At 53.0% G+C, this 13,581-nt stretch carries 11 protein-coding genes and 1 riboswitch; of the genes, 6 read left to right on the top strand and 5 right to left on the bottom strand.

All coding sequences use genetic code 11. The features are described 5' to 3' along the window. Positions 1-366 precede the first annotated feature (366 nt). Positions 367-550: riboswitch (M-box (ykoK) riboswitch) on the top strand. Positions 551-605: 55 nt separating this feature from the next. Further along, positions 606-1,619: a magnesium transporter gene (locus OGX67_RS03380; protein WP_003837796.1), complete on the top strand. Its 1,014-nt coding sequence runs from the start codon at positions 606-608 to the stop codon at positions 1,617-1,619. A 38-nt stretch (positions 1,620-1,657) separates the two neighbouring features. Here the strand turns inward: OGX67_RS03380 and OGX67_RS03375 are convergent, their stop codons facing one another. Further along, positions 1,658-2,851: a BaiN/RdsA family NAD(P)/FAD-dependent oxidoreductase gene (locus OGX67_RS03375; RefSeq protein ID WP_057101814.1), complete on the bottom strand. Its 1,194-nt coding sequence runs from the start codon at positions 2,849-2,851 to the stop codon at positions 1,658-1,660. 229 nt (positions 2,852-3,080) lie between these two features. On the opposite strand from OGX67_RS03375, the gene pitA reads away from it, so the two are divergent. Continuing rightward, entirely contained in the window at positions 3,081-4,580 is a 1,500-nt protein-coding gene (gene pitA, locus OGX67_RS03370; RefSeq protein WP_061547455.1) for an inorganic phosphate transporter PitA, read from the top strand. Between the two features lie 64 nt (positions 4,581-4,644). Here pitA and uspB read toward each other — a convergent pair whose 3' ends face one another. Continuing rightward, positions 4,645-4,980: a universal stress protein UspB gene (gene uspB, locus OGX67_RS03365; RefSeq protein ID WP_003023371.1), complete on the bottom strand. Its 336-nt coding sequence runs from the start codon at positions 4,978-4,980 to the stop codon at positions 4,645-4,647. 392 nt (positions 4,981-5,372) lie between these two features. On the opposite strand from uspB, the gene uspA reads away from it, so the two are divergent. Continuing rightward, entirely contained in the window at positions 5,373-5,810 is a 438-nt protein-coding gene (uspA, locus tag OGX67_RS03360) for a universal stress protein UspA (protein ID WP_003023368.1), read from the top strand. Between the two features lie 281 nt (positions 5,811-6,091). After that, a complete protein-coding gene (gene dtpB / locus OGX67_RS03355) occupies positions 6,092-7,564 on the top strand; it encodes a dipeptide/tripeptide permease DtpB (RefSeq protein ID WP_003023364.1) in 1,473 nt (490 codons plus the stop codon). A 48-nt stretch (positions 7,565-7,612) separates the two neighbouring features. Here the strand turns inward: dtpB and OGX67_RS03350 are convergent, their stop codons facing one another. Further along, positions 7,613-8,116 (bottom strand): RrF2 family transcriptional regulator, encoded by a 504-nt coding sequence (locus OGX67_RS03350; RefSeq protein WP_003023361.1) that lies wholly within the window; start codon positions 8,114-8,116, stop codon positions 7,613-7,615. Positions 8,117-8,348: 232 nt separating this feature from the next. On the opposite strand from OGX67_RS03350, the gene OGX67_RS03345 reads away from it, so the two are divergent. Then, entirely contained in the window at positions 8,349-9,548 is a 1,200-nt protein-coding gene (locus OGX67_RS03345) for an NAD(P)/FAD-dependent oxidoreductase (protein ID WP_071696358.1), read from the top strand. 105 nt (positions 9,549-9,653) lie between these two features. Here OGX67_RS03345 and rsmJ read toward each other — a convergent pair whose 3' ends face one another. After that, entirely contained in the window at positions 9,654-10,403 is a 750-nt protein-coding gene (gene rsmJ / locus OGX67_RS03340; RefSeq protein WP_003023353.1) for a 16S rRNA (guanine(1516)-N(2))-methyltransferase RsmJ, read from the bottom strand. An 8-nt stretch (positions 10,404-10,411) separates the two neighbouring features. Further along, a complete protein-coding gene (prlC, locus tag OGX67_RS03335; RefSeq protein WP_257651324.1) occupies positions 10,412-12,454 on the bottom strand; it encodes an oligopeptidase A in 2,043 nt (680 codons plus the stop codon). Positions 12,455-12,662: 208 nt separating this feature from the next. Between prlC and OGX67_RS03330 the strand changes: the two genes are divergently transcribed. Then, positions 12,663-13,505 carry a 23S rRNA (adenine(2030)-N(6))-methyltransferase RlmJ gene (locus tag OGX67_RS03330; protein ID WP_003023347.1) on the top strand — a complete coding sequence of 281 codons (843 nt, stop codon included), beginning with the start codon at positions 12,663-12,665 and terminating at the stop codon, positions 13,503-13,505. Positions 13,506-13,581 lie beyond the last annotated feature (76 nt).

Genomic DNA, 13,581 nt, shown 5'->3' with positions numbered 1-13,581 from the left:
CGTGTCACAAAGCCCACTGAACAGCTATTCAGCGGGAGATTCCATCCGGGATGAGAAGGAATGAGAAATAATGGCCAGAGTGCGGACAGGCGTTATAGCAACGCACACCGCGAAGGAAGTGAGTGACGAAAATGCTGCGAAATCGGGTAGTAATGTTGTCATCATCAGCGTTCCTGGCCGGAAATGAAACACGCATACTCATAACTGCTGTCTATTGAATACTAACACCTGGATTCAATATGTCTATTCGGTTGTCGTTTCCAGTTCAGCCCTGGCACAAGAAATATTTCGTATATCAACGATTGATAAACAATCGCAACTATAAACATAATCAATGATTAGGCATCCTTATAATAGCGGCTCATTTACCGATCTCGTTATGGCGAGGCTCCTGTACAAATACAAGTTATCGCCCTGCTGGTATCGAGAGAGACCACTCAGGGAAATACAGGCATCCATCGAATCAAGGTGTTGCCAAGGTAACTTCTGACGATTTCACCATCGGGCAGATACGTTGTTCAGTGCTAAAACCAGGACGTAGGGATCTGCCTGCGCTAACCCTGTCTTGTTCGCCCCTATGAGAGATTTTTATAGGGAATTACACCATGTCATCTATGCCACTCTGCGCCGCTCATCATCCTATGCCGGATTTCAACGGCGACGCTATCGCCCAATATATGCGCACCGATTTTATTACTCTGCCGGACCATCTCAGCGTGAACGGCGCTCGCGAGTACTTTGTCTCCCAACTCACAACGGATGACATCCCAGGCCAGGTCTTTGTTGTGGCCGGAAAAGCGCTGCGCGGGGTGTTATCCATCAAGCGCTTATTGCAGGAAAAAGATACGTCGCTGAACATCAACCATCTTACGGACAGCTGTTTATTTCATGTAAAGCCTGATGATGAACGGGCGCAGGTCGTTGCCGAGTTAGCCGAACGCGAAGTCGATCTGGTTGCTGTCGTTGAGAGAGGTGAGCTGGTCGGTTGTCTGATGGAAAAAGAGATCGCTCATCTACAGGAAGATGATGTTACTGAAGACGTTCAGCTTCAGGGCGCCACGCTACCGCTGGAAAAACCCTATCTGGAAATTAGTCCGTGGACATTGTGGAAAAAACGTTCGGTCTGGCTCCTGCTGCTGTTTGTCGCAGAAGCCTATACCAGCAGCGTGCTTCAGCATTTTGAAGAGGCGCTGGAATCCGCAATTGCCCTGGCCTTTTTTATTCCGCTATTAATTGGTACTGGCGGCAACAGCGGTACGCAGATCACTTCGACGCTGGTACGTTCAATGGCGCTGGGAGAAGTGCGGCTGCGCGATATGGGCCGGGTGATCCGCAAAGAAGTTTCAACTTCGCTGCTGATCGCTCTGACGCTGGGCCTGGCAGGGTGCTTACGCGCGTGGATGATGGGCATCGGCATGGAAATCACGCTGATCGTCAGCCTGACGCTGGTTTGCATTACGCTGTGGAGCGCCGTGGTGTCATCAGTGATCCCCATGGTGCTCAAGCGTATCGGCATTGATCCCGCCGTGGTTTCGGCCCCGTTTATCGCCACGCTTATCGACGGTACCGGGTTAATTATCTACTTTAAAATCGCCCAGCACTTTCTTGGTCTGAACTAATGATAACGCCCGGCAGCTCAGGTTGTCGGGCGTCACAGTCAGGCTGGCGCTAAATCTTGCGCACACGCCCAGGCACTCGACCATGCCCACTGGAAGTTATAGCCTCCCAACCAGCCGGTAACGTCCATCACTTCGCCGATAAAATAGAGTCCCGGCACTTTACGTGCTTCCATCGTGCGCGATGAAAGCTCATTGGTATCAACGCCGCCCAGCGTGACTTCAGCGGTACGATACCCTTCCGTACCGTTCGGCTGCACCCGCCAATCGGTCAGCGTCTCAACCAGCGTTTGTTGATCGCGCACGTTAAGCTGTTTCAGCGAGACGTCCGGGATTTGCCCTAACTGCTGTAAACATTCCACCAGACGTTTTGGCAACTGCATAGCAAGCGTATTCTTTAAGCTCTGATTAGGGTGGGCGCTGCGTTGGTCATCGAGGAAGCTCGCAAGGTCAACATCCGGCAACAAATTAATGCTGACAAATTCGCCTGGCTGCCAAAAACTGGAAATCTGCAGTACGGCCGGACCAGAAAGCCCGCGGTGTGTAAAGAGCAGATTTTCACGAAAGACGGTGCCGTCCTCGGCGGTGATAACAGAGGAGACCGACACGCCAGAGAGCACCTGAAGCTGCTCCAGCAGTGGCTTATGCAACGTAAAGGGCACCAGCCCTGCGCGCGTTGGCAATACGTTCAGACCGAACTGTTCGGCAATTTTATAACCAAACGGCGTTGCCCCCAGACCCGGCATAGAGAGACCACCGGAGGCAATAACCAGCTTTTTCGTGCCCACGGTCATCCCGTTCAATTCGAGAATGAAATCATCACCCTCTCGCTCGACGCTCAGGACTTCGCTACGTAACCGCATAGTTACGTTACCTTTTTCACACTCGGCCACCAGCATATCGACAATTTGTTGGGCGGAATCATCGCAGAACAGCTGACCCAACGTTTTTTCGTGCCAGGCAATACCGTGTTTGCCCACCAGGTCGATAAAATCCCACTGCGTGTAACGCGCCAGCGCCGATTTGCAAAAATGGGGGTTTTGGCTCAAATAGGCGGCAGGCTCGACATAAAGATTGGTAAAGTTGCAGCGTCCCCCGCCAGACATGAGAATCTTACGCCCTGGCTTTTTACCATTATCAATCAGCAGTACGCGACTACCTGCTTGTCCTGCCTGCGCGGCACAAAACATACCCGCTGCGCCAGCGCCTATAATAACGGTATCAAACCTTTCCACGTTGCGATCCTCTCTAAAAAGCGGGTGTGAATTGTAAAGATTCCTCAGTGGTCGCACCAGCACCAAACTACCGATAAAGGGTATTTATCTGAAATATATAGGATAATTCTTTAGTGGTGTAAAACAAAGCAGGAGACAAATCAAAAAAACTCTATATTTCACTTTGCCCGCGCCGCCAAAGTCACTGATAATGCGCCGCGTTCATGTCCTCAAAATGGCGTAACGTCCTATGCTACATTTGTTTGCTGGCCTGGATTTACATACCGGGCTTTTACTATTGCTTGCTCTGGCTTTTGTGCTGTTCTACGAAGCGATTAACGGCTTTCATGATACAGCCAATGCTGTCGCAACCGTGATCTATACCCGTGCAATGCGTTCGCAATTGGCGGTGGTCATGGCTGCGGTGTTCAACTTCTTTGGTGTTTTGCTGGGCGGTCTCAGCGTGGCGTATGCCATCGTGCATATGCTGCCAACGGATCTGCTGCTCAATATGGGATCGTCACATGGCCTCGCCATGGTGTTCTCCATGCTGCTGGCGGCAATTATCTGGAACCTGGGTACCTGGTACTTTGGTTTGCCTGCATCCAGCTCCCACACGCTGATTGGCGCCATTATCGGTATTGGTTTAACCAATGCGCTGATGACCGGCACTTCTGTGGTAGATGCACTTAACATTCCGAAAGTAATGGGTATTTTTGCCTCGCTTATCATCTCGCCGATTGTCGGCCTGGTGGTTGCAGGTGGTCTTATTTTCATTCTGCGTCGCTACTGGAGCGGTACAAAAAAACGTGCCCGTATCCACCTGACGCCAGCAGAACGTGAAAAGAAAGATGGCAAGAAAAAGCCGCCGTTCTGGACGCGTATTGCCCTAATCCTCTCCGCTATCGGCGTGGCGTTCTCTCATGGCGCTAACGACGGGCAGAAAGGCATTGGTCTGGTGATGCTGGTGCTGATTGGCGTAGCGCCTGCAGGCTTCGTGGTGAATATGAATGCTTCCGGTTACGAGATTACCCGTACCCGTGATGCCATCAATAACGTCGAAGTCTTCTTCCAGCAGCGTCCTGACCTGCTTAAACAGGCCACAGGCGTAGACCAGTTGATTCCGTCCCCGACGGACGCGGCACCAGCGACGACGACAGAGTTCCATTGCCACCCGGCGAATACCATCAACGCGCTGGAACGTGCGAAAGGTATGCTGGCGAACCTGGAAACCTACGACAAGTTAAGCGTCGAACAGCGTGGTCAGCTGCGCCGTATTATGCTGTGCATCTCTGATACCACGGATAAAGTGGTTAAGCTGCCTGGCGTAAGCACTGACGATCAGCGTCTGCTGAAAAAACTGAAAGCTGACATGCTGAGCACCATTGAGTACGCGCCTATCTGGATCATTATGGCCGTCGCACTGGCGCTGGGCATTGGTACCATGATCGGCTGGCGTCGCGTAGCCACCACCATTGGTGAGAAAATCGGTAAGAAAGGCATGACCTATGCCCAGGGGATGTCGGCACAGATGACTGCCGCAGTCTCTATCGGTCTCGCCAGTTACACCGGTATGCCCGTTTCCACCACCCACGTTCTCTCTTCTTCCGTTGCGGGGACGATGGTTGTTGATGGCGGCGGTTTACAGCGTAAAACGGTGACCAGCATTCTGATGGCCTGGGTCTTCACCCTGCCAGCCGCAATTCTTCTTTCCGGCGGGCTTTACTGGCTCTCTCTGAAGCTTATCTAAGCGAATGCACGGTAAAAAAGCGGGTCAGTTTTCTGACCCGCTTTTTTTGTATCTGTCGTTGGCATCAGTGCCAGATAATCAGCGCAACCATGCTGATTAGCACCAGGCCACATAGCGCGCTGGTGAGGATGAACTGACCGCGAACCCGCTCACAGCGGCGAATAAACTCATCATCATGATGATCGCGGTAACGCTGAGCGTAGATATACCACACCAGACGCATCTGCTTGTTCGGTTGCCCATGCGAGGTAAAAAAGCCCCCACCATCTACATACTGGTAAAGCAATGGATCGCAACCACGAAGTACCACTAACAGTGCGCGTAACGAAGAAAAATAGCGCGCCATATTAACAATGCAAACGACACATAAAGCCCAGAACAATGCAATGGTGCTTATCATACCTCCTCCCCGGCGACCCGCCCACGGAACTCCTTTCCGGGACTACCGCTCCCCGATACCCTGCCAAACCATTCAGTGAAGAGTACAGCCGAACCGTTCGTATTAGTATCACGCATCCGAACGCCTCTCTAGATAGTGTAGGAGATTAGTTAATTTTTTTGCCAGAAGGTTAATCGCTATCAATGCAATTAACTAAAAAATTTGTTTAACTGCTTGGCAAGCAAGGCGGATTGACGGATTATCCTGGTCGCTATAATGTAAGGATAGTCCTTATATGGTACGTTTTTACGACTGGGCTAGCCCCGCGCGCAAGGTTCGCAGGATGCGGATGACGCGGCGGCAGGTAAACGCCAGCAGGCTAGTCATCGACAACTTATGGAAGGAGTAACACTATGGCTTATAAACACATTCTTATCGCGGTTGATCTTTCTCCGGAAAGCAAAGTTCTGGTTGAAAAAGCGGTCTCTATGGCGCGGCCTTACAATGCTAAAGTCTCCCTTATCCACGTTGACGTAAACTATTCCGACCTGTACACCGGGCTTATCGACGTGAATCTGGGCGACATGCAGAAACGCATTTCTGAAGAAACCCACCACGCGCTAACTGAGCTTTCCACCAACGCAGGCTACCCTATCACCGAAACCCTGAGCGGTAGCGGCGACCTGGGTCAGGTTCTGGTTGATGCCATCAAAAAATACGACATGGATCTGGTCGTTTGTGGTCATCACCAGGATTTCTGGAGCAAGCTAATGTCCTCCGCGCGCCAACTGATCAACACTGTCCACGTCGACATGCTGATTGTTCCGCTGCGTGACGACGAAGAAGCATAAAATGCTGGCCGTCGGGAGATTACCCGACGCGCTACAAGTCGTTAAGCCTGTAAACGCCCGCCTTTGCGGGCGTTTTTGTTTTTATCATTCAGACACAATTAGTACATCAATCCAACAAATAAATCATAATTAGTGTGATCAACTAATTGGATCAAAAACTATCTCTATAATACTCTACTCCTGCGGCCAATAACCGCAGTCTATAACAAAATAAGACTTTTTCGGCGCGTTTAAGCATACGCGTTCATACTTTTCGGGATGGCTTTGAAAGGCGATGGAATATGAATAAAACTGCACCTACGGGCTTGCTGCAGCAACCTCGTCCGTTCTTCATGATCTTCTTTGTGGAATTATGGGAACGATTTGGCTATTACGGCGTTCAGGGCATCCTGGCGGTATTTTTTGTTAAGCAGCTCGGTTTTTCGCAGGAACAGGCATTTGTCACCTTTGGTGCATTTGCCGCGCTGGTCTACGGCCTGATCTCGATCGGCGGCTACGTCGGCGACCATCTGTTAGGCACTAAGCGTACGCTGGTACTCGGCGCCATTGTGCTGGCGATCGGCTACTTCATGACCGGGATGTCACTGCTTAAGCCCGACCTGATTTTTATTGCTTTGGGTACCATTGCCGTCGGTAACGGGCTGTTTAAAGCCAACCCGGCAAGCCTGCTGTCAAAATGCTATCCACCGAAAGACGCCCGTCTGGACGGTGCTTTCACCCTGTTTTATATGTCGATTAACATCGGTTCACTGCTGTCGTTGTCGCTGGCACCGGTGATTGCCGATAAGTTTGGCTATGCGGTGACCTATAATCTGTGCGGGGCCGGGCTTATTGTCGCGCTGTTGGTCTACTTTGCCTGCCGTGGAATGGTGAAGAATATCGGTTCAGAGCCAGACCATAAGCCGCTGAATTTCCGTAATCTATTCTGCGTGCTGGCCGGAACGGTAGTGATGGTATTTATCTGCGCCTGGCTGATGCACAACGTGCAGATTGCCAACCTGGTGCTGATCGTCCTGTCGATTGCCGTGACGATCATCTTCTTCCGTCAGGCCTTCAAACTGGATAAAACCGGGCGCAACAAAATGTTTGTGGCCTTTATCCTGATGCTGGAAGCGGTGGTGTTCTACGTGCTGTACGCGCAGATGCCAACTTCGCTGAACTTCTTTGCTATCAATAACGTGCACCATGAAATTCTTGGTTTCGCCATCAACCCGGTAAGCTTCCAGGCGCTGAACCCGTTCTGGGTGGTACTGGCGAGTCCGGTACTGGCCGCAATCTATACCCGTCTGGGCAACAAAGGTAAAGACCTGACCATGCCGATGAAGTTTACGCTCGGTATGTTCCTGTGCTCGCTGGGTTTCCTGACCGCCGCTGCAGCCGGAATGTGGTTTGCCGATGCGCAGGGGCTGACGTCGCCGTGGTTTATCGTGCTGGTGTATCTGTTCCAGAGCCTGGGTGAACTGCTGATTAGCGCCCTGGGGCTGGCTATGGTCGCCGCTCTCGTGCCACAACACCTGATGGGCTTTATTCTCGGGATGTGGTTCCTGACCCAGGCAGCAGCCTTCCTGATGGGGGGTTATGTCGCGACGTTCACCGCCGTACCAGAGAACATCACCGACCCGCTGCAAACGCTGCCTATCTATACCAACGTCTTCAGTAAGATTGGTCTGGTGACCCTGGCCGTAACGGTGGTGATGGCGATTATGGTGCCATGGCTGAACCGCATGATTAATACGCCGAGCACCGAACAATAACCTTCAGTGCCGGATGGCGGCTATTGCCCTATCCGGCATTTTCACTCACTACCCTTTACGCGCGTCTATCCACTCCTGCACTTCCACCACAAAGGTGTCCGGCGCTTTGCGGTACATTTTGCGCGCCAGGTCCAGAATCGTATGCTGACCGAGCGCTTCTTCCATCCGCTGCTGGGCCATGTCCATTACCGAACGCACACCACAAATGCCTTCACAGGCCCACTCTGGTGGATGCTCCTCAAATACCGCCAACCGCTGGCGAATTTCACGACATTCAAAGATGCGCTTATCACCATCAATAGCATTCACCACATCCAGCACAGTGATGTGTTCAGCAGGTTTAGCTAACTGGAAACCACCGCCCTTGCCTTCAATGCTGCGCACCAGACCCGCTTTGGACAGACGGGTGAAAATTTTTGCCAGATAGTCATATGGCACACTTTGCAGTTCGGCAATTTCCCGCACGCTCATATCCCGCGCGTCGCCCTTACTGTCGACCATACACATCAGGCTATGAATGCCGTACTCAACCCCAGAACTGTAGAATGCCATTCTCTTATCTCAGTCAAAATTAATCTGAGTTTATTGTAGCTTTTTCGTTTCACTCATTCCAGACAGCAAAGTAACCCCTCTTCACAATAAAACTTTAAATACATATTTATCAAATAGATAATAAAAAACCCTCACCCTTTGAGGCAAAAAGGATCTCAATCGCATTGCAATTCATAACTACGACAAATAAAATCCGAGTAAATAACTCGTAGTCACCAGTGAGAAAACTCCAATGCGTAAACAAATTCTGATCGTGGGCGCCGGCTTTGCCGGTATGTGGGCAGCATTAAGCGCCGCACGACTGGCGGATAAACATCAGCAGGCCATTGATATTACAGTAATTGCGCCACAGCCAGAGCTGCGTGTCCGCCCACGTTTTTATGAAAGCGCCGTTCATACGCTGGTCGCACCACTGCAACCGCTGTTTGACGTTACCGGCGTCAACTTCCTGCAAGGTCACGTCGAGCAAATCCTCCCGGACTCTAAAGAGGTGAGCTGGAAAGATGCCAACGGTGACATTCATCTGCGCCGCTACGACCGCCTGGTGCTTGCCAGCGGAAGTCACGTAAACCGCGACGCCGTCACCGGTGCCGCCGAGCACGCGTTTGACCTCGACCAACTTGAGAGCGCCGCCGTACTGGAGCAGCACATTAACGATCTGGCATTACAACCGGAAAGTGAGGCTCGCAATACGGTAGTGGTCTGCGGCGGCGGCTTTACCGGCATTGAAATGGCGCTGGAATTACCAGGTCGTTTGCGCGAAATATTGGGCGCTGATGCTAAGACCAGAGTTGTCGTAGTTGAACGCGGCGCTCAGCCGGGCGGACGCTGGAGCGAGGAATTACGTGACGTGATTATCGAAGCCTCTGCTGAACTGGGTGTCGAGTGGCTGGTCAATGCGGAAGTAGAGTGCGTGGATGCCTCTGGCGTCACGCTGAAAGATGGACAGGTGATTTCTTCCCAGACAGTTATCTGGACCGTCGGCGTACAGGCTAATAGCCTGACAGCACAGATTAACGCCCCGCGCGATCGCCAGGGCCGTCTGCATGTAAATGCCAATCTGCAGGTTGTGGGTCACGATGATATCTACGCCACTGGCGATGTAGCCTATGCCGCCACCGACGACAAAGGCAATCATGCGCTGATGACCTGCCAGCACGCCATCTTGCTGGGTAAATTCGCCGGTAATAATGCCGCGGCAGACCTGTTAAACATAACACCACTGCCATATCGTCAGGAAAACTACGTCACCTGCCTGGATCTCGGTGCCTGGGGTGCGGTGTATAGCGAAGGATGGGATCAGCAGGTGAAACTGACGCGTGCAGAAGCGAAGAAGCTGAAGGTGTCGATTGTCAGCGAGCTGATTTACCCGCCGAAGGCGGACCGCGCGGTAGCGTTTGAGATTGCCGATCCGCTGGCACCGTTTGTTTAACCCGTGATGCCGGATGCGGCTACCGCCTTATCCGGCCTACTAACGGCACTGAGCTGTAGACCCGATAAGCGTAGCGCCATCGGGCACTATTGCTAACCATCTGGCCTATGCCGTTCCCGCATAAATATCGAATCGATGCCCTTTAGTAACTACCGCGTTTGGCGTAGCGACATCCGCCAGCGGCGGCGCGTAGTCCGGACGCTTCACCACCACACGTTTGGTGGCTAACTGACGAGCAGGCTCCAGCAACCCATCCGCATCCAGATCCGGCCCCACCAGCGACTGAAACACGCGCATCTCTTTTTTCACCAGCGCGCTTTTCTGCTTATGTGGGAACATCGGGTCGAGGTACACCACCTGCGGGCGCGGCGTGATATCGGTTAACGCCGTCAGGCTCGACGCGTGAATCAACTGCAAACGCTCCTGCAGCCACGGACCGATTTCCGGGTCGGCATACCCGCGCGCCAGGCCATCGTCAAGCAGCGCAGCAACCACCGGATTACGTTCCAGCATTCGTACGCGACAGCCTACCGAGGCCAGTACAAACGCATCGCGCCCCAGCCCTGCGGTTGCATCGACCACATCCGGCAGGTAATCGCCTTTAATGCCGACCGCCTTCGCCACCGCTTCACCGCGGCCACCGCCAAACTTGCGCCGATGGGCCATCGCACCGCCCACGAAATCGACGAAGATACCGCCGAGCTTAGGTTCATCGCGTTTGCGCAGTTCCAGATGTGCTGTCGTCATCACCAGCGCCATCAGGTTATCTTCATCGTGTTCCAGTCCCCAGCGGGCGGCCAGAACAGATAAGGCGCCGTCTCCGGCGCCTGTTTCATCGACTAAGCAGATTTTCACGTGAATAATCAGCCTTTAATCCCGTAATGCTCCAGCATTGCATCCAGCTGTGGCTCGCGGCCACGGAAGCGCTTGAACAGTTCCATAGGCTCTTCAGAACCGCCACGGGTGAGGATATTATCGAGGAACGATTGTCCGGTTTGACGGTTGAAAATCCCTTCATCTTCGAAGCGAGAGAAGGCATCTGCCGCCAGTACGTCGGCCCACAGATAGCTGTAGTAACCCGCCGCGTAGCCACCAGCAAAAATGTGGCTGAAGGCATGCGGGAAGCGGCCCCAGGTTGGGCCCGGCACCACTGCGACCTGTTTCTTGATTTCCGCCAGCGTGTCGAGGATTTTAGCCCCTTGCTGCGGGTTAAATTCCGCGTGCAGACGGAAATCAAACAGACCGAACTCCAGTTGACGCAGAATAAACAGCGCCGCCTGGTAGTTTTTCGCCGCCAGCATTTTATCCAGCAGTTCCTTCGGCAGCGGTTCGCCGGTTTCATAATGGCCGGAGATAAACGCCAACGCTTCCGGCTCCCAGCACCAGTTTTCCATAAATTGGCTCGGCAGTTCGACCGCATCCCATGGCACACCGTTGATACCGGAAACGCCCGCGGTTTCGATACGGGTCAGCATATGGTGCAGACCGTGGCCGAACTCGTGGAACAGGGTAATCACTTCATCGTGGGTAAACAGCGCAGGTTTACCGTTCACCGGACGGTTAAAGTTACAGGTCAGGTAGGCAACCGGCTTTTGCAACGTGCCGTCGGTTTTACGCATCTGGCCGACGCAGTCATCCATCCACGCCCCGCCGCGTTTATGTTCACGGGCATACAGGTCGAGGTAGAAGCTGCCGCGCAGCTCGTTGTTTTCGTCATACAACTCGAAGAAACGAACTTCCGGATGCCAGACGTCAACATCGGTGCGCTCTTTGGCAATGATGCCATAAATACGTTTAACCACTTCAAACAGACCGTTAACGGCTTTGTTCTCCGGGAAATAAGGACGCAGTTGCTCGTCGCTGATACTGTAGAGATGCTGTTTTTGTTTCTCGCTGTAGTAAGCGATATCCCACGGCTGCAACTCATCAACACCAAATTCCGCTTTCGCGAAGGCGCGCAGTTGAGCCAGCTCTTTCTCCCCCTGCGGACGGGCGCGTTTCGCCAGATCGGTCAGGAAGTCGAGGACCTGCTGCGGGTTTTCCGCCATTTTGGTCGCCAGAGATTTAAAGGCGTAGCTTTCAAAGCCCAGCAGCTGTGCCAGTTCGTGGCGCAGCGCGAGGATCTCTTCCATTATCGGGCTGTTATCCCATTTGCCAGCGTTCGGCCCCTGGTCAGACGCGCGCGTGGAGTAAGCGCGATACATCTCTTCACGCAGTCCCTGGTTGTCACAGTAGGTCATCACCGGCAAGTAACTTGGAATATCCAGCGTTAACAGATAGCCTTTTTGCTCTTTGGCTTCCGCCTGGGCCTTCGCCGCAGCCAGCGCGCTTTCCGGCATACCAGCCAGCTCGGCTTCATCGGTGACTAACTTCGTCCAGCCCATCGTGGCATCAAGGACGTTATTGCTGTACAAGTTGCCGAGTTCAGACAGACGGGTGGCGATTTCACCATAACGCTGCTGTTTTTCCTTCGGCAGACCGATACCAGAAAGCTCAAAATCGCGCAGCGCGTTATCGACCGCTTTTTTCTGCGCGGTACTCAGGGTGGCGTAATGATCGCCATCACGCAGGTCACGGTACGCTTTGTACAGGCCTTCATGTTGTCCAACCCAGGTGCTGTATTCAGACAGCAGCGGCAGCGTTTGTTCGTAGGCTTCGCGCAGTTCCGGGCTGTTTTTCACCGAGTTCAGATGGCTGACCGGAGAGAAAATACGCCCCAGTACGTCGTCAACTTCCGCCAACGGCTGGCAGAGATTTTCCCAGGTGTACGGCGCGCCCTGCGCAACCACTCGTTCAACGTTTTCGCGGCAATCGTTCAGCGCCTTAGTGACGGCAGGCACGACATGCTCAGGCTGAATTTTAGAAAACGGCGGCAGTTCGAAGGGAGTCAGCAATGGATTGGTCATTAGCGCGGTCCTGTTGAAAAGAGTGAATGAAGCGCGTATCCGGCGCTGTGCATATTAATTTGTACAATGGGGTTAAGTGTAGAGGATTTCAATGCTAACCGTGACGGAAAGACGCCCGGTGGTGCTGCGCTTACCGGGCCTACGGGTAATCTGTGCCGATCTGCTGTAAACTGTGGCAAATCGTCATTTCAGCGGAATTTCATTACCCATGCTCAGTTATCGCCACAGTTATCACGCAGGCAACCACGCCGACGTCCTGAAACACACCGTCCAGAGCCTGATCATTGAATCGCTCAAAGAGAAAGAAAAACCGTTTCTCTATCTGGACACCCATGCTGGCGCTGGCCGTTATCAGCTGAGCAGTGAGCATGCCGAACGTACCGGTGAATATCTGGAAGGGATCGCCCGTATCTGGCAGCAGGACGATTTGCCTGCCGAACTGGAACCCTACATTGGCGTAGTGCAACACTTCAACCGTAGCGGTCAGTTGCGCTACTACCCGGGCTCTCCGTTAATTGCTCGCCAGCTGCTGCGCGAACAGGATAGCCTGCAGTTAACTGAACTGCACCCGAGCGACTTTCCTCTGCTGCGCGGCGAATTCCAGAAAGATGAGCGCGCACGCGTGGCCAAAGCCGATGGTTATCAGCAGTTGAAAGCAAAATTGCCGCCGGTTTCACGTCGTGGGCTGATCCTTATCGATCCACCCTACGAAATCAAAAGCGACTATCAGGCGGTGGTCACCGGTATTAACGAAGGCTACAAGCGTTTCGCGACCGGCACCTATGCGCTGTGGTATCCGGTGGTTCTGCGCCAACAAATCAAGCGCATGATCCACGATCTCGAAGACACCGGCATCCGCAAAATTCTGCAAATTGAACTGGCAGTGCGCCCGGACAGCGATCAGCGCGGTATGACAGCGTCTGGCATGATTGTGATTAACCCGCCGTGGAAGCTGGAGCAGCAGATGAACAACGTTCTGCCGTGGTTGCACAGCAAACTGGTTCCGGCAGGAACCGGTCATACCTCGGTAAGCTGGATCGTGCCGGAGTAATCGCAGCCATCGGTGGAACCTTTTAATATCAGGTATACAATCGCGAATATTTTGGCGGATGGCGTAACGCTTCTCC

Origin of the sequence: Citrobacter sp. Cf118 (assembly GCF_030334095.1) — a bacterium.
In the GTDB taxonomy this organism is placed as follows: Bacteria; Pseudomonadota; Gammaproteobacteria; order Enterobacterales; family Enterobacteriaceae; genus Citrobacter; species Citrobacter freundii.
Note: the sequence above shows the minus strand (reverse complement) of the source record. Positions and strands in the feature narration are given on the sequence as shown.

Bases quoted from the DNA above. Each gene is read 5' to 3' on its own strand.
- prlC (WP_257651324.1), bottom strand. From the start codon at position 12,454: ATGACCAATCCATTGCTGACTCCCTTCGAACTGCCGCCGTTTTCTAAA.
- uspA (WP_003023368.1), top strand. From the start codon at position 5,373: ATGGCTTATAAACACATTCTTATCGCGGTTGATCTTTCTCCGGAAAGC.
- dtpB (WP_003023364.1), top strand. From the start codon at position 6,092: ATGAATAAAACTGCACCTACGGGCTTGCTGCAGCAACCTCGTCCGTTC.
- uspB (WP_003023371.1), bottom strand. From the start codon at position 4,980: ATGATAAGCACCATTGCATTGTTCTGGGCTTTATGTGTCGTTTGCATT.
- pitA (WP_061547455.1), top strand. From the start codon at position 3,081: ATGCTACATTTGTTTGCTGGCCTGGATTTACATACCGGGCTTTTACTA.
- OGX67_RS03330 (WP_003023347.1), top strand. From the start codon at position 12,663: ATGCTCAGTTATCGCCACAGTTATCACGCAGGCAACCACGCCGACGTC.
- OGX67_RS03350 (WP_003023361.1), bottom strand. From the start codon at position 8,116: ATGGCATTCTACAGTTCTGGGGTTGAGTACGGCATTCATAGCCTGATG.
- OGX67_RS03380 (WP_003837796.1), top strand. From the start codon at position 606: ATGTCATCTATGCCACTCTGCGCCGCTCATCATCCTATGCCGGATTTC.
- OGX67_RS03345 (WP_071696358.1), top strand. From the start codon at position 8,349: ATGCGTAAACAAATTCTGATCGTGGGCGCCGGCTTTGCCGGTATGTGG.